The organism is Cytobacillus sp. NJ13, from assembly GCA_030348385.1.
GTDB lineage: Bacteria > Bacillota > Bacilli > Bacillales > Cytobacillaceae > Cytobacillus.
Genome location: JAUCFP010000006.1, coordinates 2,480,815 through 2,499,734, shown reverse-complemented (window position 1 = coordinate 2,499,734; position 18,920 = coordinate 2,480,815). Strand labels below are relative to the sequence as shown.

18 protein-coding genes and 1 pseudogene are annotated in these 18,920 nt (G+C 42.8%); 11 read left to right on the top strand and 8 right to left on the bottom strand.

Going from position 1 to position 18,920, the window contains the following annotated elements; all coding sequences use genetic code 11:
• The first annotated feature begins 207 nt into the window (after window positions 1-207).
• Complete coding sequence (locus tag QUF73_12255; protein MDM5226978.1) at window positions 208-933, top strand: 5-formyltetrahydrofolate cyclo-ligase; 726 nt, start codon at window positions 208-210, stop codon at window positions 931-933.
• A gap of 11 nt (window positions 934-944) precedes the next feature.
• On the opposite strand, the pseudogene QUF73_12250 reads toward QUF73_12255, so the two are convergent.
• The 3 genes and pseudogenes from QUF73_12250 to mscL form a co-directional block, all read right to left on the bottom strand.
• Window positions 945-1,382, bottom strand: a pseudogene (locus QUF73_12250) (peroxiredoxin-like family protein).
• A gap of 218 nt (window positions 1,383-1,600) precedes the next feature.
• Window positions 1,601-2,242, bottom strand: coding sequence for a Bax inhibitor-1/YccA family protein (locus QUF73_12245; GenBank protein ID MDM5226977.1), 642 nt, complete (start codon window positions 2,240-2,242; stop codon window positions 1,601-1,603).
• Between the two features lie 69 nt (window positions 2,243-2,311).
• Window positions 2,312-2,683, bottom strand: a complete 372-nt coding sequence (gene mscL / locus QUF73_12240; GenBank protein ID MDM5226976.1) for a large conductance mechanosensitive channel protein MscL — start codon at window positions 2,681-2,683, stop codon at window positions 2,312-2,314.
• A 299-nt stretch (window positions 2,684-2,982) separates the two neighbouring features.
• Here mscL and queF point away from each other — a divergent pair, with 299 nt between their 5' ends.
• The 4 genes from queF (at window position 2,983) to QUF73_12220 (ending at window position 6,841) form a co-directional block, all read left to right on the top strand.
• On the top strand, window positions 2,983-3,480 hold the full coding sequence (queF, locus tag QUF73_12235; GenBank protein MDM5226975.1) for a preQ(1) synthase: 498 nt from the start codon (window positions 2,983-2,985) through the stop codon (window positions 3,478-3,480).
• Window positions 3,481-3,638: 158 nt separating this feature from the next.
• Window positions 3,639-3,929: a YhdT family protein gene (locus QUF73_12230; GenBank protein ID MDM5226974.1), complete on the top strand. Its 291-nt coding sequence runs from the start codon at window positions 3,639-3,641 to the stop codon at window positions 3,927-3,929.
• Window positions 3,926-5,368 (top strand): sodium/pantothenate symporter, encoded by a 1,443-nt coding sequence (gene panF, locus QUF73_12225; GenBank protein MDM5226973.1) that lies wholly within the window; start codon window positions 3,926-3,928, stop codon window positions 5,366-5,368. The genes QUF73_12230 and panF overlap by 4 nt, the downstream gene beginning before the upstream one ends.
• A 276-nt stretch (window positions 5,369-5,644) precedes the next feature.
• Window positions 5,645-6,841, top strand: coding sequence for a hypothetical protein (locus QUF73_12220; protein ID MDM5226972.1), 1,197 nt, complete (start codon window positions 5,645-5,647; stop codon window positions 6,839-6,841).
• A 171-nt stretch (window positions 6,842-7,012) separates the two neighbouring features.
• Here the strand turns inward: QUF73_12220 and QUF73_12215 are convergent, their stop codons facing one another.
• The 4 genes from QUF73_12215 to QUF73_12200 all read right to left on the bottom strand — a co-directional run bounded on the left by QUF73_12215 (window position 7,013) and on the right by QUF73_12200 (window position 13,286).
• A complete protein-coding gene (locus QUF73_12215; GenBank protein ID MDM5226971.1) occupies window positions 7,013-8,245 on the bottom strand; it encodes an aminopeptidase in 1,233 nt (410 codons plus the stop codon).
• Between the two features lie 136 nt (window positions 8,246-8,381).
• Window positions 8,382-9,662 (bottom strand): MFS transporter, encoded by a 1,281-nt coding sequence (locus QUF73_12210; protein ID MDM5226970.1) that lies wholly within the window; start codon window positions 9,660-9,662, stop codon window positions 8,382-8,384.
• A 116-nt stretch (window positions 9,663-9,778) separates the two neighbouring features.
• Window positions 9,779-11,092, bottom strand: coding sequence for a TIGR00366 family protein (locus QUF73_12205; GenBank protein MDM5226969.1), 1,314 nt, complete (start codon window positions 11,090-11,092; stop codon window positions 9,779-9,781).
• Window positions 11,093-11,192: 100 nt separating this feature from the next.
• The gene (locus QUF73_12200) at window positions 11,193-13,286 is read right to left on the bottom strand and encodes a DNA topoisomerase III (GenBank protein MDM5226968.1); all 2,094 of its coding nucleotides are present in this window, start codon (window positions 13,284-13,286) and stop codon (window positions 11,193-11,195) included.
• A gap of 201 nt (window positions 13,287-13,487) precedes the next feature.
• Between QUF73_12200 and QUF73_12195 the strand changes: the two genes are divergently transcribed.
• A complete protein-coding gene (locus QUF73_12195) occupies window positions 13,488-14,333 on the top strand; it encodes an STAS domain-containing protein (protein MDM5226967.1) in 846 nt (281 codons plus the stop codon).
• A 340-nt stretch (window positions 14,334-14,673) separates the two neighbouring features.
• Window positions 14,674-16,167 (top strand): histidine ammonia-lyase, encoded by a 1,494-nt coding sequence (gene hutH / locus QUF73_12190; GenBank protein MDM5226966.1) that lies wholly within the window; start codon window positions 14,674-14,676, stop codon window positions 16,165-16,167.
• 193 nt (window positions 16,168-16,360) lie between these two features.
• Here the strand turns inward: hutH and QUF73_12185 are convergent, their stop codons facing one another.
• Entirely contained in the window at window positions 16,361-16,549 is a 189-nt protein-coding gene (locus QUF73_12185; GenBank protein ID MDM5226965.1) for a hypothetical protein, read from the bottom strand.
• 161 nt (window positions 16,550-16,710) lie between these two features.
• On the opposite strand from QUF73_12185, the gene QUF73_12180 reads away from it, so the two are divergent.
• The 4 genes from QUF73_12180 to QUF73_12165 all read left to right on the top strand — a co-directional run bounded on the left by QUF73_12180 (window position 16,711) and on the right by QUF73_12165 (window position 18,814).
• Window positions 16,711-17,298: a peroxiredoxin gene (locus QUF73_12180; protein ID MDM5226964.1), complete on the top strand. Its 588-nt coding sequence runs from the start codon at window positions 16,711-16,713 to the stop codon at window positions 17,296-17,298.
• Window positions 17,299-17,422: 124 nt separating this feature from the next.
• On the top strand, window positions 17,423-17,797 hold the full coding sequence (locus tag QUF73_12175) for a DUF1992 domain-containing protein (GenBank protein ID MDM5226963.1): 375 nt from the start codon (window positions 17,423-17,425) through the stop codon (window positions 17,795-17,797).
• A 31-nt stretch (window positions 17,798-17,828) separates the two neighbouring features.
• Window positions 17,829-18,290 (top strand): STAS domain-containing protein, encoded by a 462-nt coding sequence (locus QUF73_12170; protein MDM5226962.1) that lies wholly within the window; start codon window positions 17,829-17,831, stop codon window positions 18,288-18,290.
• 140 nt (window positions 18,291-18,430) lie between these two features.
• Window positions 18,431-18,814 carry a hypothetical protein gene (locus QUF73_12165; protein ID MDM5226961.1) on the top strand — a complete coding sequence of 128 codons (384 nt, stop codon included), beginning with the start codon at window positions 18,431-18,433 and terminating at the stop codon, window positions 18,812-18,814.
• Window positions 18,815-18,920 lie beyond the last annotated feature (106 nt).

The following is an 18,920-nucleotide window of genomic DNA, read 5'->3' as shown; positions in this document are numbered from 1 at the left end:
CTGGTTTCTTGCAATGCCAATGACGAACCTTGAAGTCGCTGTTACGCTTTTCATCGTCAACCAGTCCCTTCTGTTTTGTTATTGGCCTTGCATTATTTGTTTACCACGAGAACTTGTCTTAAAACCTATTTCTTAAAAAAAGTGAAGTTCTTTTTCTATTCAGTTTTATCCCTTATGGATAAAATAAAAGAAAGGAAGTGAAACGAAATGAATACGAAGAAAGAAATCCGTGAGTACATATGGAATTTTCTTGAGGAGAACAAGCTTGGCCGCTTTCCGTTTCCTTTAAAAAATAGAATCCCCAATTTCAAAGGAGCTGAAAAAGCGGCAGCATTTGTTTTTACTATGCCTGAGTATAAAAAGGCTAAGGTAATTAAGGTAAATCCTGATTCTCCGCAGCTGCCGGTCCGTACACAAATTTTAAAAGATGGAAAGACATTGCTGGTTCCAACTCCAAGGCTTAAAGCAGGGTTTATTATGGTAAAGCCGGAATGGGTGCCTGCCGGGGAGGAGCGAAAAGCAGCGAGTCTTAAGCATATCCACTCATATGGTAAAGAAGTTCCTCTTACAGAATTGCCGAAAATTGATTTGTTTTTTGCCGGATCAGTAGGTCTTCACCGGGATGGCCGGCGTGTCGGAAAAGGGGAGGGCTATGCTGACCGTGAATATGCGATAATCAGAGAACTCGGAAATCCCGAAATCCCTGTAATTGGAACAGTGAACAGCGCCCAGGTTACAGAGGCAGATATCCCGAGGGACCCATATGATTTGACTGTCGACTGGATTGCAACCGAAAAGGAACTGATCAGAACAAATACGCCATATCCAAAGCCTGAAGGCATTCAATGGGACCTAGTAACCGAGGAGCAAATGGCAGAGATGCCAGTATTGCGTGACATATGGGAGATTACAAAAGGAAAGGCAGCCAAGTAATTGACTGCCTTTTAAGCTTTAACTTCGTCCATTTTCTTTAAAACATCATCAATCTTTGCGTGATCTTCAGGTGATTCATCAATATGATTCCATAAAATTTTTCCCTGCGGTGAGAAAAGCCATGTCCCGCCCTGAATGTAGACATCCTGAGTTTTCATGGACTTCATGACAAACTCCTTCTGTTTTTCATTATCAGGGATAAACCCTTTAACCTTGCCAGTAATAAATCCAAAAGCTGCTTTTGAAAGAAGCTTCCACTTTGGCATCGTGTTATGTCCCATTCCTCTATAAGCTTCCCGGGAAGGATCGCCAAGGATCGGGAAAGGGAACGGGCCGAATTGCTCAAGGAATTGATTGATGAAGGTTCCTTTAGAAGGAGCAATGACAATGACTTGAAAACCTCTGGATTCCAATTCATTTACGCGCTCGCGCAACTGCGCAAGATATTCTCTGCAGACCGGTCAGCCAAGATGGCGGACGAAAACAGCCATTGTGTATTGGCCATTAATAACCTGTTCAAGCGTATAATTTTTATCAGGATTTTGGGTTTCTAAAATATAATTCATTTTTCTCCCGCCTCTCGGATTTTCTTCTGATCATACCTAATCTTTATAAAGGAATAAAGAAATGCGGCTTGCACAAAAAAAACAGGAGATCGCACTCCTGTTTAGTCCCTGCTCCCCAAAATTCCAAAAATGCGAAGAATGTTGATGAACAGGTTGATAAAATCAAGGTATAGGTTAAGAGCCATCAAAGGAACTTCTTCCGGTGACACTCCATAATGCTTCATTCGGTTGAAATCGAATAGCACATATCCGCTGAACACCAGCACTCCGATGAAGGAGAATGCCAGCATAGCGTTAGAGCTTAGCGGCCAAAAGATGCTGAAAATAGAGATCGCAATAAGGGCAAGCAATGCGGCCATCAGCATGCCGCCAAGGAAAGATAAATTCCGCTTTGTTGTCGTAGCGTAAACTGCCAAACCTGTGAATACAACCGTTGTCGCTGCAAGTGCAACCAGTACGGGGTTCGGGCCAATGGCAGCCAGGTAATGGGCAACAATCGGATAAGTCGTCATCCCTGAAATAAATGTAAATACAAATAGGAATGGATAACCAATGGCCTTTTTGCGGCGAAGGAAGAAAGCGAAAAGCAGCATTCCGAGTTCAAGAATCATAAGCGGCAAAAACAGGGCTGGAGGGATGAAAACACCCGCCATCGTTCCGATAAAAGCAATCCCCAATGATAAGGCAAACGCCCGTAAAACAGAAGGCAAATAACTGTTATTTGCGGTATGCTGTACATACATTTTTTCATTTCTCCTCTAAAATAATTTGTATATGTATATACGTCAGAACTATTGATTAAGTTTCATCATTTATTTAGTTTTTAAAAGGTCTCTTATTTCAGTTAAAAGCTCAACATTTTTATCCACAGCTGGTGCAGGCGCTGCTTCTTCTTTCTTTTTGAAACGATTGTTGATAATCCTGATAAAGATGAAAATCGAGAATGCCACGATGAAGAAATCAACCACATTTTGTATGAATAAACCGTATTTGATCTTTGCTCCGCCGACTTTTACCATCAGGTCTGTAAAGTCAACTCCTCCCATCAGCAATCCGACAAGCGGCATGATAATATCATCAACAAGAGAAGATACAATCTTTCCGAAGGCAGCTCCGATAACAACCCCTACAGCCAAGTCAAGGACATTTCCCTTTAGGGCGAATTTTTTAAACTCATTCCACATAACATGTCACCTTTCTTTGAAAACTATCGTAATTATACTATGAAGAATAAATGAAGACCAGATAAGGAAGCACCTATTGACAGAAACAGGCTTTTTCTCTATAGTAACAATGACAATTATATTTCGAATATTCCCGTGTGAGCGGGAGAGGTTCATAGCTTCACCCTCTATAAAAAACTATGGCTTTGATTAAAATAATCAACCATATCCATAAGAGGATATGGTTTTTATTTTTTCAAGCTGTACTTTTTGGACCTCTCCTTAGGATCAGCGGGATCATATAAAGGGAGGCTTTTTTTATGTCAGGAAGAAAAGATGAGGAATTAACGGATATTACACTATTGGGAAATCAGGGTACAAGCTATCTTTTTGAATACTCGCCTGAGATTCTGGAGGCTTTTGACAATAAGCATCCAAACCGCGATTATTTTGTAAAGTTTAACTGTCCTGAGTTTACGAGTCTTTGCCCGAAAACGGGACAGCCGGATTTTGCGACCATCTATATCAGCTATATTCCGGATCAGAAAATGGTAGAGAGCAAGTCATTAAAGCTATATCTTTTCAGCTTTAGAAATCATGGCGATTTCCATGAGGACTGCATGAACATCATTATGAACGATCTTATTGAATTAATGGATCCACGCTATATTGAGGTTTGGGGCAAATTTACGCCTCGTGGCGGAATCTCCATCGATCCATATTGCAACTACGGAAAGCCGGGGACGAAATATGAAAAAATGGCAGATTACCGTTTGATGAACCATGACCTTTACCCGGAGACAATTGACAATCGTTAAGACCATAGCTTGCTTAAAGTGTGATTTTAAAATAATATCAAAAAAGGCAGAGCAATCTGCTTTTTTTGTTGAGAAAATATGCATAAGTGGGATTATGTTTAGGGAATATTCTGTATTTTCGAGAGCATTACTATAATAAAGCTCTGAAGGGGGACAAAATGAAGAAAGGCATACATAAAAAAGATCCGCGCTTTAAAATTGCAGAGAGAGAGGCATGGATTGGCATGGGTCTCGTACTCTTCAATTTTCTTTGGTGGTATGGGTTTGCCTATGGGATGGGGTCTGGGCCTGCTGGTGAGTATACATATATTATGGGATTGCCTGCCTGGTTTTTCTGGAGCTGCGTGGCAGGGTTTGCTGTAATGGTGATTCTGGTAACAGCAGCTGTTATATTTCTGTTTAAAGAAGTTCCTTTCGAAGAAAATGAAGATGGGGGAGAATCCGAATGAACTGGCAGGTTATTGCTCCTCTTCTCATTTTTTTAATCATTATTTTTCTCGTCGGCTTATGGTCCAGCAGAAAGATTGATACCGGCAGTTCGTTCCTGCAGGATTACTTTCTTGGAGGAAGGCAGCTGGGCGGTTTTATTCTGGCTATGACCATGATTGCAACCTACGGAAGTGCCAGCAGTTTCATTGGAGGGCCGGGCGTTGCATACACACAGGGGCTTGGCTGGGTGCTGCTTGCGATGTCACAGGTTGTCACTGGTTATTTCGTTCTCATGGTTCTGGGGAAAAAGTTTGCAATCACAGCAAGAAAGTATAATGCTGTGACGCTCATCGATTTTCTAAAAGAAAGATATAACAGCAGATGGGTCGTCTGGCTATCCTCTCTCAGCATCATTATTTTCCTGTTTTCTGCCATGGCTGCCCAATGGGTTGGCGGAGCAAGATTAATTGAGTCACTGACAGGATTAAGTTATTTATCTGCTTTATTCATTTTTGCAGCTTCCGTTATGGTCTACGTGGTGATCGGCGGCTTCCGTGCTGTTGCCGTAACGGATGCCGTACAAGGGGGAATCATGTTCATCGGCACCCTGATCCTTCTGATTGCTGTTATTGTGGCAGGTGGGGGAATACCGAATATTATCACTGACCTGTCTTCAGAAAACCCGAATCTGATTACACCGTTTGGTTTTGATGGCGGATTGACTCCTTTATATGTGTCCTCATTCTGGATATTGGTGGGAGTTGGAGTTGTGGGCCTTCCTCAGGTTGCGGTGAGAGCCATGTCCTACAAAAATGCCAGAGCCATGCATAGGGCAATTATAATTGGAACTATAGTGGTCGGCTTTATCATGCTTGGCATGCATTTAATTGGCGTTTTTGCCCGGCCTATTCTTCCAGGGATTGAAGTGGGGGATAAAGTCATGCCGATGATTGCCATGGAAGTGCTTCCTCCTTGGCTGGCGGGAATTGTACTGGCAGCACCGATGGCTGCCATCATGTCAACAGTGGATTCCCTGCTCCTTCTGGTCAGTTCGGCGATTGTGAAAGATGTCTATATTAATTACATTAAGCCTGATGCCAAAGAAGCTGCCATCAAGAAACTGAGTTTTGCGGTTACGGCCCTGCTTGGGATTCTGGTTTGCATCATGGCTCTCAGTCCGCCCGATTTGCTGATCTGGCTGAATCTCTTTTCTTTTGGGGGACTGGAAGCAGCCTTCATATGGCCTGTTGTGCTGGGCCTTTATTGGGATAAGGGAAATAGATATGGTGCAGTGGCCTCGATGATATCCGGAACGGCCTCATATATTTTATTCCATACTTTTTATCCAAATGCATTGGGCATGAATACAGTCGTATTGCCTATTGCTTTGTCACTGGCGGCTTATGTAACTGTAAGTCTAATTACCGAAAAATCAGCATCTGCAGCAGCAGAAATTTAAGCAAGAGGCTCCGGAGACTATTCCGGAGCCTCTTGTATTTAACTCCAAAACGCTGATAAATAGGGCACGTGGCGAATCAATCAAACGTTTGATTGAAGCAGGAGAAGAGTCATATATAAAGGATACGGGAGGAAACCCTTGTTTTTGTAAAAAAATGAGCATATTGATAGGTTTGTAGAAACGATCCCTATTTGTTACACTTAATTAGTTAAAGGAAACGTAATTGTAATATTTGACTTTAAATGGAAATGTTTTTATAACATTAGGGAGAATATAATGAAAAACTTTATAAATATGATTATGATTGCCATGCTGTCATCCGTTATAGCAGGCTGCTCAAGTGAAATAAATGCATCTTTAAATACAGAAGAAATAAAATTTGAAAAAGAAGATAAAGTGGAAGCAGAACAAAATACATCAGCTGTACAAGAGGACGGGAAGGAGAAAAAAGATACTGTCTGGCTTGAAGGCAAGTCACTATTCCAGTTGGACGCAACAGATGGAAAAATGAAATACACGGTTTATCTTTATTCGGAAGACGAAAGAAGAACAATCCTGGAAGAAGACAGTGCGAAAGGAAAGAAAGGCGATTCTTATTTTACAGGACATTATTCAGTTTATCTGGCTGAAAAAGGTTCGAAAGAGGCTTACAGACAAGAGACTTTGAATAACAGGGCAGAAATGTCATTCAACCCTTCAAAGGAGCAGGTATACACTCAAAAAATGAGGAACAAAACCATCATCTCGATCTTTCAGTCCAAGGGGGAAAATGCGGTTAAGGGTCAGCTATTGGCGATTAAAGATGGAGAAGTGCTGAAAATCAGTACAGATAAAGAAATGACCACTTCCTCCAAAGCGAAAATAAAAAATATTAATCAGAAGTATCTACAAACTGCCCAAAATAAGAATGATAGATGGGTTATTTCAACATGGCAATTTAATGAGGAAACCCTTTCGATGAGCCTGCATGACCGAATAGAGCTGCACAAAGAAGATCATTCTGATATCGACTGGATGAATCTGTGGTTAAATGAGGAAGCCCTTTACTATCCTTTCAAAAACCTGGCACTCAGCGTGGATGCCATTGAAAAAGCAAAACAGGGAATCCCGCTCGGAAGTCCTTATCCAATTGGCACAAACATATCTGAAATTAAGAAGTCAGATCCAAATTATATAAAGGAAGGGTTTGAAAATGGCAGCCCTTTTGTCATGTACCCTGAAATTACCTATTATTTTGAACGGGAAACCGGCAATGTAACGGCTATTTCTATTCCTGGACAGCGGGTGAGAACTTCAATTGACGAGATTACTGCTATGTTTGGCACTCCTGCGCAGGTAATGGAAAAGATGCTCTCAGGTGAAACCATTTCCACCTACCTGGCAGATAAATATTCCATCGAATTCATTTCTGATTTAGAAGGAAACGTTAGTGAAATAGTATTGATGAAAACAAAAAATCATGCGGTACAATGACCGCATGATTTTTTTTGTAAAATAAGAAAACATTAAACTTTGGACTTCGAGAACTGTCTAGCTCCAGCGCCTACCCCCTCGAGGTCACAAGCCAAGCCACCCAAAAGGCAAAGGACGCCTTTCCGGGAGGCTCGTCTTGTGCTTGTCGGGGGTGGGCAAGGCGCTTCCGCTTTAAAATGCCCAATCACCTTTCCTGAATACTGGTTCAGCCTTGCCGTCTTCAGTGATTCCGTCGATATCCATTTCTGCGGAACCAATCATGAAGTCAACATGTGTTAAACTTTCGTTCAGCCCGTTTTCAGCCAGTTCTTCACTGGACATTTTCTTGCCGCCTTCAATGCAGAATGCATACGCACTGCCAATGGCAAGGTGGTTTGAAGCATTTTCATCAAATAAAGTATTATAGAAAAGCAGATTGGACTGCGAAATTGGCGAGTTGAAAGGAACCAGGGCCACTTCACCAAGGTAGTGGGAGCCTTCATCTGTCTCAACAAGCTGCTTAAGAATCTCTTCTCCTTCTTCTGCTTTCACATCGTTAATGCGGCCGTTTTCAAAGGTCAGGCTGAATTTATCGATGATATTTCCGCCATAGCTTAAAGGCTTTGTGCTGGAAACCGTGCCGTTGACTCCTGTCTTGTAAGGTACCGTAAATACTTCTTCAGTTGGCATGTTAGCCATGAATTCATGTCCCTGTTCATTAACGCTGCCTGCCCCGACCCATAAGTGGCCTTTTGGAAGCTCGATTGTCAGGTCCGTACCTGGAGCTTTATAATGAAGCTTCTGATATCGCTTGCTGTTCAAGTAATCCACTTTTTCATGGAGTGTTTCATCATGCTTTTTCCAGGCTTCAACCGGGTTATCCAAATCGGCGCGAGTTGCTTTGAAAATAGCTTCCCAAAGCATTTCCTCACGGGATTCTTCCGGTGCGTCAGGGAATACCATGTTTGCCCAGGCTTGAGATGGAGCTGCAATGACTGTCCAGCTTACTTTATCGGACTGGATGAATTTGCGGTATTTTGCAAGCGCCATTCCGGCAGCTTTCTGGAAGCTTGAGATTCGTTCTGATTTCACGCCTTTCAGCAAATCAGGGCTTGCTGAAACGATTGACATGAATGCCGCACCCTTTTCAGCTAAATCTTCGACTTCCTTCGCACGCCATTCCGGGTATTCGGAGAAAGACTCATCCGGTGCTAAATCGTACTTTGTGCGTGTGACCGCATCATCGCTCCAGTTCACAACTACGTTATGAGCTCCTGCTTCATAGGCCTTTTTAACAATTTTACGAACCAGTTCAGCTGCATCAAGGGTTGTATTAATAACAAGCGTCTGTCCTTTTTGTACATTTACGCCGACCTTTACGGCAAGCTCCGCGTATTTCTCTAAATTCGTTTGAAATTGACTCATTATGTATTCTCCTTTGTCAGAATCTTCATTTTCATTGTAGCTGTTCTGTTCGCAAAAAGAAACCTATTGAGCTGAAAATCGTCCTCGAGAACCTTGGGGCTACATCTATGGACGGAGACAAAATTAAAAAGGAACCTTATACAGATTCCTTTTTGGCATGGAAGGCATTATTTCTTTCAGGCAAAGAAAACATCAGCCAATACAAAAATGCACTTACAACAGCCAGCAGCGCCAGAATAAAGAATGTCCAGTCATATCCGATCCAGACTGTAAGCGGAATGGAGATAGGTGCAATGGTTTTCCCGATTGTAAATCGAAGGGAGGCAGCGGCAAAGTACTGTCCCCGCATATGATCTGGAGCAATTTTTGAAACATAGCTCTGCTGAAGGCCGGCTGTCATTAATTCAGCCATAGTGAAAACGGCCATAGCCAGGATTAATCCCCATATCCATTGGGTTTGCCCCAACATGATGATGGCTGCTGCATAAGTAAGAGATGATAAGATAAAGACATTTCTTTCTTTGTACTTTAACATCATTTTGGTTACAGCTACGGTAAATAAGGCAACAAGGAAGCCGTTCTCAGACAGCAGAATGCCAAAAGCCTGTTCTCCCTGAACAGAAAAGGACCAGTCCTTCCATTTAAGCAGTGCCTGATTATGAACTGCTTCATTTGTATAGACAGGTATTAATAGATCAAGCTGCATAAAAGTCTGTGCAGCCAGAACCCCTGCGATGATAAACAGGAGAAAGGTTTTGTCCCTGAAAATAATGCCATAATCTTTCGTTTGCTTTAATAAAACTGTATGCCATTTACTATTTCCGCTTGCTGCATGTATTTGTATTGGCAATGTTTCCCTTGTCCAGCGGAAAAGGATGAAAGATAACAGAATACAGATAATGCCGGCGGCCATAAGAAGCTGAAAACGGTAATGGACATAGAAAATGGCTCCTAAAATGGGACCCACCACAACCGCGATATTAATTGAAGTGTAAAAAATAGCAAATACCTGGCTTCTGTCTTTTTCCTCCACCACATCGGCAACCATGGCCTGGCTTGCCGGCCAATAAAAGGAACCGAAAATTCCCACAAAAGCAAAGCAGATAAAACCAAGCACAGGAGAAACCAGCCAGGGTGAACTGGCAAATCCAAAAATGATAAATGAAAGTCCCTGTCCGAATGCAGAGAGAACCATCATTTTCTTGCGGCCAAAGCGGTCAGCTGTATAACCGCCCATTAAGTTGGCAAGTACGGAGAATACCTGAGAAAAAATGAGCAATAAACCAGCCTTGTCTTTTCCGAATTCATCCGCGAAATAAATCGTTAAAAACGGGAAGAACATCCAGAATGTAATATTCATAAGCGCTTCCCCAAATAACCTTACTTTTAAATTCTTATCCCAATCTTTTATTTTCATGCTGTTTCCCCAACTTCAATCTCAGAATAACGCTATCATACTACCAAAATTGGATGAAACACAAGAAGACTTTTTGTTTGAAAAAGCCAAACCTAGATTAGGCTTGGCTGTTCCTATTAATATACAAAAAGCATCAAAACAGTAGTTACAATGCCCACCCATATGGCCAGCAATGCACAGTAGCCCATAATGTGACGAATATGAAGGCCAACCACACTTAAAATAGGAAGGGCCCAGAAAGGCTGGATCAGATTCGTCCAGGCATCACCCCAGCCGACAGCCATAGCGGTAATGGCGGGATCCACACCCAGCTGCAGACCGGCAGGAACTTGAAGCGGCCCCTGCAATGCCCACTGTCCGCCGCCTGAAGGAGCAAGAATATTGACGAGTCCAGCGGCCCAATAGGTGAATATATCAAAGGTGTCTTTACTTGCTATAGATGCCATTCCATTGATTATGGATTCTGCTAACCCGGAGCTGCCGAGAACGGCGATAATGCCAGCGTAAAATGGGAATTGCAGAATGATAGGGGAAATGGCAGAACCCGCTTCTTTAAAAGCATTGGCGTATTGTACCAGCGATTTATGAAGGATGAGACCCAAGGATAGAAAGGTAATATTGATAATATTCAAGTCAAGGTCACGTCCGTTTACAAACTCAAATATTGCATAGATTAATCCGATTAATCCGGTAAAGATGCCGAGAAAGGGAGTTCTTTCAAGCTTTCCGGCAGGAGTTTTTAAAATTTCCTGCTGTTCAGCTTCCTGCTTGGGTGTCTTAGGGGGAACGTATGAGATAATGCCTTTTTTGGGTGCCATCAGCACAATAAAAATCGGCATAGTAATAACAAGAGCAATTAAAATAGCAATCGTTCCAGGATGGAAAATGGTCTCCGAAGTTGGAATGACGCCAGCCACTTCCTCCAGAAAATGGCCTTTAGTCGCAACAGTCAAACCAATTGAACTTGATAAACCAGCGGTATATAGAGCAGTTGGTGCATAGGCTGCAGCCACTAATAGAGGGAAGTGTGCGCTCTGATTTCTTTTCCCAACTTCACGGGCAATAATGGCGCCAACTACAACAGCAAGGCCCCAGTTAATATAATAAGCAGCAGAAGAAATGAGAAAAGTCAGCACGTAAGCCTGGTTGGCTGTCTTCGCTTTAGAGGACAGCTTTTCAAGGATACGCTGTACAGAAGGAACAGAAGCAAGCGCCATGCCTGTCATTAAGAGGAGCACCATCTGCATGGTAAAAGCGAGATACACCCAAAAGCCGTCACCGAAGGATTTAAACAGCTCAACAGGTTCAGAAGGCTTCATGAGAAATCCCGCAATAAATACAAACAGAGTCATTAATACCGCAATGACAAAAGCGTCAGGGAGATACCTTTCCACAAGCTTTGAGAAACGGTCTGCCATTCTGGTTAACATCTTTTCACTCTCCTTTCAGTATTAGTACATGCTATGGAGAGGACAAGCTGTGTATGCCAGTTCATACAGAAATAGCCCTGACATCAGCCAGGGCTATTTCTTAATCCTTATCTTCCATTGCAGCCTTCAGCAAATCGCCAAGGCTCGTTCCAAAAGAATCTTCCTTCTGGGTATATTTCTGAACAAGTTTGCGTTCTTCCCGTTTATTGACGGCTTTCTTTTTGTCCTGGGCTTTTTCCACCACATTGCATGGGCGGCATTGGAAGTAGGCCCCTGCTTTACCCTGGTGGATCTCCATTTTTTTGCGGCACTGAGGGCAGCGGCGGTTTGAAAGCTTTGGATCTTTGCGCTTTCGGAAATGACAATCAAGATTGGAACAGACAAGTATTTTTCCGTCCTTGGTATTCCTTTCTTTCAGGAAGGAATCGCATTCTGGACATTTTGAGCCCGTGAGATTGTGGGCACGATACGATTTATCGCTCTTTTTAATTTCTGAAACCAATGTCCGTGTCTGCTTGCGGATATTCTGCAGAAACTCTTTGGGATCTGCTTTTCCGCGTGCGATTTTCTCCAGCTCCTGTTCCCATTTAGCAGTCAGCTCCGGTGATTTTAGATCTTCATTCACCAGGTCCATCAGCTGTTTGCCCTTTTTAGTCGGAAACAGGCGTCCATTTTGCCTTTCGATCGCTTCCGTATCAAGAAGCCGTTCAATGATTTCCGCTCTTGTCGCAGGTGTTCCTAAGCTGTATTTTTCCATCTGGGTCAAAATGTCAGCTTCGGAATAGCGAAGAGGGGGTTCAGTGAGCTTGGCGGACAATTCAGCCGTTTGTACCGTATAGCTTTGTCCTTTTGAGAAGTTCTTCAGGCTCTGTTTTCCTGTTTCTTCATCACTGCTGTGTTCAACCTTGCGATAACCCAGGTCGATAACTGCTGTTTCCCTGGCTGTGAATGTTTCACCGTTAACATCAATAGCAGCATGGATGGTTTCATACTTATAAGGGTTATGGAAAATGGCCAGAAATCTGCGCAGAATCAATTCGTACAACTTCCGCTCATCAGCAGACAAATCACCGAGGTGTACACGTTCTTCAGTCGGAATTATCGCATGGTGATCAGTTACTTTTTCATTATTAAAGACTCGCTTTGCCAGCACCTTGCCTTGATTCGCGAGGATCGGCTTCACTTCATCTTTATAGGAAGCAGCTATGCCATGAAGCCGATCCATCATGGTTGCTTCCATATCTTTTGACAAATAGCGTGAGTCTGTCCGCGGATATGTGACAAGCTTATGCTGCTCATAAAGTTTTTGCAGCACATTCGACGTTTTCTTGGCTGAGAAACCAAAACGTTTATTGGCGTCACGCTGCAGCTCCGTCAAATCATAAGGAAGCGGCTGCGGCTCAGTTTTTTCCTTCCGGTTAATGGACTGGATAACCGCTTTTTGCCCCTGCACTTTAGCAAGGACTCCATCAGCTGCTTCTTTAGAAAAGCTGCGCTTTTCACCGTTTTTCTCCCAGTCAGCCTGCAGAGGGCCAATTTGAGCGCGAATCGTCCAGTACTCTTTTGGAACAAATTTTTGAATGAATGTTTCCCTTTCCATCACGAGTGCCAGTGTCGGCGTCTGCACCCGGCCGGCGGATAGGGGATCCTTATATTTAGTAGTCAGGGCCCTTGTGACATTCAGACCAATGAGCCAATCAGCCTCTGCCCGGCACACTGCGGATTCATACAGATCTTCAAATTGTTTTCCTGGCTTAAGGTTTTGAAAACCGTCCCGGATGGCGCGGTCCGTAACAGAAGAAATCCATAAGCGTTTGATTGTCTTGCGCCAGCGGATTTTCTCCAATATCCAGCGTGCGACAAGCTCCCCTTCGCGGCCTGCATCAGTAGCAATGATAATTTCCTTAATATCCTTCCGCTTTGCCAGGTTCTCAATGGCTTTATACTGGTGGCTGGTCTGCTTCATCACCTTCAGGCCCATTTGGTCAGGAATAATCGGCAGATCTTCCAGATTCCAGTTTTTATATTTGCTGTCATAATGCTCAGGCATCTTTAACTCGATTAAATGGCCAAGAGCCCAAGTCACGATATATTTATCGCCTTCCATATAGCTTTTATGAGATTGCCGGCATCCCAGAACCCGTGCAATTTCGCGGGCAACACTGGGCTTTTCAGCAAGAACAAGTGATTTCATAATAACTCCTTTCAAATTACATTCAGCCATTTCTGTCCAAACTAAGTATAGCTGAAAATCAACAATATTTGTAATGGGATAAATTTTGCTGGGCAGTGAAGTGAATAACAGCCTAAGTTGTATTACTTTTAATTAGTCACAATTCATTCTACAATAGACTTACCAGTTTGTTTACAAATAGAAAGAGACAAGGTGAAATGAATGAATGCAAAAAATCAGCATCTTTATGATTACATTCAGGAGAATTCAAAAAATATCACAGATATGTGGCTGTCTTTAAGGGATAAACAGAAAGGCTCGATTTATTCTGCAGATGCAGACCCCGCTTATGAGAAGCTCCTGAGAGAACAAAATACGTTTACCAACCGCACCGTTTCAGCAGCTCTGATTGATGAGGAAACATTTAAGAAGAATATGGAAGAATGGGCCATTACAGTAGCTGAGAGCAGAGTGGATTCTAATACGCCCATTTTTCAAGTGCTTGAAGCTTTAAGCAATGTGCGGGAAACCTATTGGCATTTTGTTGAAAAGTTCATTAACGAAAACCTGTCTGATGTCACAGCAGATGATGTATTAAAATGGAGCACGATCATTAACAAGGCTTTTGATAAGCTCATCAATAAATTTTCAGAGAAATATTATGAACTAACTACCAATAGGCTTGTTGCCCAGCAAAGTTTGATCAATGAACTTGGAACTCCAGTCATTCCTGTAAAAGACCATACAGCTGTACTGCCGCTTATAGGCAATATTGACACAGAACGTGCACGAATCCTGCTGGAGGAAATTCCGAAAAAATGTGCAAAAGAAGATGTGGAACACCTATTTATTGATTTATCAGGTGTAGCCATCATCGACACGATGGTTGCCCATCAAATATTCTCTTTAACGACAGCTTTACATCTGCTGGGGGTAAAATCCACCATCTCCGGCATCAGCCCTGAAGTTGCCCAGACTTCCATTCAGCTTGGCCTGGACTTCACAGGCATTAATACTTGCGGTACATTAAAGCAAGCACTGAAAAGACAAGACATTGAAGGAAACTAAGCTGGCAGAAATGCCGGCTTTTAAATTTGCTAAAATAAAAACGCTTTACTGTATTACCATTCTAACAATCTAACTTGTTAAAAAATGGTAAAAATCAATTGACAGCCTCCTAAATGACACTTAGAATTAAATATATTCAGAAAATATATCAAAATTAGGCTGTGATAAAGATGAGGCATCTAAAAACTGATACTGCAAATAATCTTTTTAAAAAGGCTGTATTTCAAACCTGTGTTTGAGATACAGCCTTTTCTTTATCTCGCTAACGTACCGGGGAGGATATGAAATGGAAAAAATGACAAAATCGATGATGACTTTAACTCACGGGGAGGAGAGCAACGTGGTTACTTTAAATGGAAATACCCTTACTCTGTCTGAAGTCAAAAAAGTGCTTTTTGAAAGTGTAAAGGCTGCAGCATCAGAGGAAAGCATGCTTCGTGTAAAAAACAGCCTGGAAGCCGTTAAGAGAATTGTAAATGAAGAAAAAGTCATTTACGGCATTAACACTGGCTTTGGCAAATTCAGCGACGTAAGAATTGATCAGGAAGATGTAGAGGACCTTCAGCTGAATTTAATCCGCTCGCATGCCTGCGGTGTAGGGGAACCATTCCCTGAGTCTGTCTCTAGAGCTATGCTCCTATTAAGAGCAAATGCTTTATTAAAAGGGTTCTCAGGAGTCCGTCCTGTCTTGATAGAAACTCTTTTAGCGCTTGTGAATAAACAAATTCATCCTGTTATCCCGCAGCAGGGATCTCTTGGAGCGAGCGGTGATTTGGCGCCTCTTTCCCATTTGGCATTAGTATTAATGGGAGAAGGCGAAGTGTTTTTCAAGGGTGAAAGAAGGCCAGCGCTGGAAGTGCTTGTTCAGGAGGGAGTCGAGCCTTTAACATTGCAGGCGAAGGAAGGGTTAGCCCTGATTAACGGCACTCAAGCGATGACGGCAATGGGAGTCATTGGTTATCTGGAAGCGGAAAAAATCGCTTATCAAAGTGAACTCATCGCTGCAGTTACAATGGAGGGCTTAAACGGCATTATTGATGCGTTTGATGAAAATATCCATCAGGCAAGAGGCTATCAGCAGCAGGTGGATACAGCAAGAAGAGTGAGGGAATACCTGTCAGGCAGCAGCCTGATCACAAGACAGGGAGAAATCCGTGTGCAGGACGCCTATTCCATCCGCTGCATCCCGCAGGTGCATGGAGCATCCTGGCAGGCGCTTGATTATGTAAAAGAAAAGCTTGAAATTGAAATGAATGCAGCTACGGATAACCCGCTTATTTTTGAAAATGGGGAAAGCGTCATATCCGGCGGAAACTTTCATGGACAGCCAATCGCACTTGCAATGGACTTCATGAAAATCGCGGTTGCGGAGTTGGCCAATATTTCAGAGCGCCGGATTGAAAGACTTGTTAACCCGCAGCTGAGTGATTTGCCGCCATTTTTAAGCCCGGAGCCTGGACTGCAGTCTGGTGCGATGATTCTCCAATATGTTGCAGCATCACTTGTTTCGGAAAATAAGACACTTGCCCATCCCGCGAGTGTGGATTCGATCCCTTCATCAGGGAATCAGGAAGACCATGTGAGCATGGGAACCATCGGATCAAGACATGCTTATCAGATTATCCAGAATGTCAATAAAGTGCTTGCAATTGAACTGATTTGCGCGCTGCAGGCAGCAGAATTCCGGGGTTCTGATAAAATGGCTGATAAAACAAATCGTTTTTATGAAGAAGCAAGAAAAGTGGTGCCTTCCATTACAAAAGATCGCGTGTTTTCAAAGGATATTGAAGCATGCGCGTCCTGGCTGAAAGAAGTTGAAATAGACGCAATATAAGCAGCAGGGGTCTGAATGTTCTCAGACCCCTGACTAAATTTATAAAGTAAATAATTCTGAACGTCGAGAACTGTCTAGCTCCAGCGCCTACCCCCTCGAGGTCACAAGCCAAGCCTCCCAAAAAGGCAAAGAACGCCTTTCCGGGAGGCTCGTCTTGTGCTTGTCGGGGGTGAGCAAGGCGCTTCCGCTTTTCTTAATCTTTGGCTCTTTCCTCAAGTTCCTTTGCTTCATCTTCTTCAAAGCGGTTTTTAAACGCTTCCTGTGTCACAATAAATTCTTCATCTTCCTGTGCCTCTGTAGTGTGCCGCTCGACCATTGTGTGTTCAGGGAATTCCCCGGGGTGATGTTTTCTTTTATGATTAAAATGGACTCCGCGTGACATAGTCAGGCTCCTTTCATTCTTGAAGTAGCATTCTTTCACTATTTTTCCCTTGGGCATCAGGACTATGTATGGCTCTCTCATTCAATATTTTCCGTTCAATTTTGCTTTTATGCGCATAAGTATATATAGCAGAGACGAAAGAGGAAGGGAGGGGGATAGCCGTGAATGATTCGAATGCTTCCGTATTCTGTGCGGGCCGGGGAGACCGTGCTCCGGTTTTTATTGCAGATGCTGTCATTGATCATCAAATAAAAAAGGTCAATTTGGAGAATTATATTGGAAAATGGGTGCTGCTGTTTTTTTACCCGAGTGATTTCACATTTGTCTGACCGACAGAATTGGCGGCGGTCGCCGCTGTGAATCCATATTTAAAAGCCTTAAACTGTGAAGCAATGTCCATCAGTACGGACAGTGTATATGCTCATAAAGTCTTTAAGGAAACATCTCCCTCTTTAAAAAATGTAAATTATCCAATGGTAAGCGATCGAACCCATCAAATAAGCAGAGCTTATAAGGTTTTGGACGAAAAGTCTGGAGCTGCGGTCAGGGCATCTATTTTTATTGACCCCAATGGCATTATTGCGGCGAAGCTCATTTACCCCGGTGAAGTCGGCAGAAATCTGCATGAACATGTCAGAATCATGCAGGGAATTCAATATGCAAAGCAGACAGGGAAAGGTGTACCGGCCAATTGGCAGCCTGGCCAGACCGGGATTAACATTGATCCGAACTTAATAGGAAAAATCTGAAGGGAGGAGGCGCAAGCTTTCTCTTGTTTTTTCTGCAGGTCCTCCATATACATAATTACTTTAATAAGCAGCACCGAAAATATATAATAATAAGTAACAAATGAAGTGAAGGGGGAACTTGAGATTGGACTTCTTTTCTATACTGTCTGAAGATCGGATAAAAAAAGCGTACAAGGATGGCGATTTTGATAATTTGCCAGGCTATGGGAAACCGCTTCCGTTCGATGACTTGTCTTCCGTCCCTGAGAATTTGCGCATGGCCTACCGCATCATGAAAAATGCAGGATTCACTGATGAAGAAAACCAAATGAAGAAGGAAATGCTGACAATCGAAGATCTTATTAAACAATGTGAGGATCAGGAAGAAAAAAAAGCATTGCAGAAGAAACTTAACGAAAAGATGCTTCGCTTTAACAGCATGATGTCGAAAAGAAGACAAAACACCAACTCATCCCTTTTCAAAAACTACGGAGAAAAAATTAACAATAAATTATTCTAATGGATTAGATGATTGGAATTGAGGAGAATATATGAACAAAGATGAATATATAACGGTCCTTGAAAAAAGAGTGGAAGAATATGTGGCAGCTATAGCGGATATGACTGCACCGATTATTCCATCGATTATTCCCCAGGCGATACTGGTGCCCATTACAGGCCTGCTCATGGCAGAAAGATTCGAAAAAATTACGGCTAAAATCCTGAATCATATTAAAGACCATGACACTGAATTTGCCATCATAGATTTTACCGATATTACGGTCGACCGCATAGAGCAGATGTGCCTTTCCGAAGTTGGAGAGCAAATCCGCAACCTGACTGATTCCATTAATCTCATGGGAGTAAAGCCTTACTTTGTAGGAATGACCCCGCAGCTGATAAAGGAAATCGTCTTATCCGGCATTGAATTAAATGCTGAAACACATGCTACCTTCCAGGCGGCCTTAAAGCATTTAATGAAAATAAACAGCCTCGTCTTTCAAAAAGTATAAATTCTCAAAACTCCTCTCCTGAATAGGACTGGGGTTTTTTTCTTTAAACAGGCACATTTTCTTTCTGATTGGGGATTTGTCCATGCGAAAAACTCCTGTGGCACATATTCTATAGTATCCATTAGAAAGGAGGTAGACTTATGTCGAGAGATTGGAGAAGAAGATTAGAGATTAATGCAGATGAAGTGGAGATCAGAGCCGATAGAGTAATTGTAAAAGAAGATGATGATCGCCGCAGGAATCACCGCCGAGATGACGATGTAGCTGGAATCGAGGACAATCGAAGAAGACATTGCGGCTGTGGAAGAGACAGTGTTGGCGGAGCAGAGGATGACCGCAGAAGACATCGCCGTGATGATGTATCGCGTGCAGGTGACTTATGGTACAACAGAGATTTAGCTGGATCTGGAAGAGGATGCAGACGCCGAAGAGATGACGATGACCGCAGAAGAGATGATGATGACCGCAGAAGAGATGACGATGACCGCAGAAGAAGAGGTTTCTGCGGATGCCGCTGGTTCTAAAAACAATAAAAACGAAGGCGGGGGAAGCACCTCTGCCTTTTATATATGAAAAATTTCCTAAAGAACTGTAAAAATCATCCGAAATTAATAATAGAAGGTTTTAGAG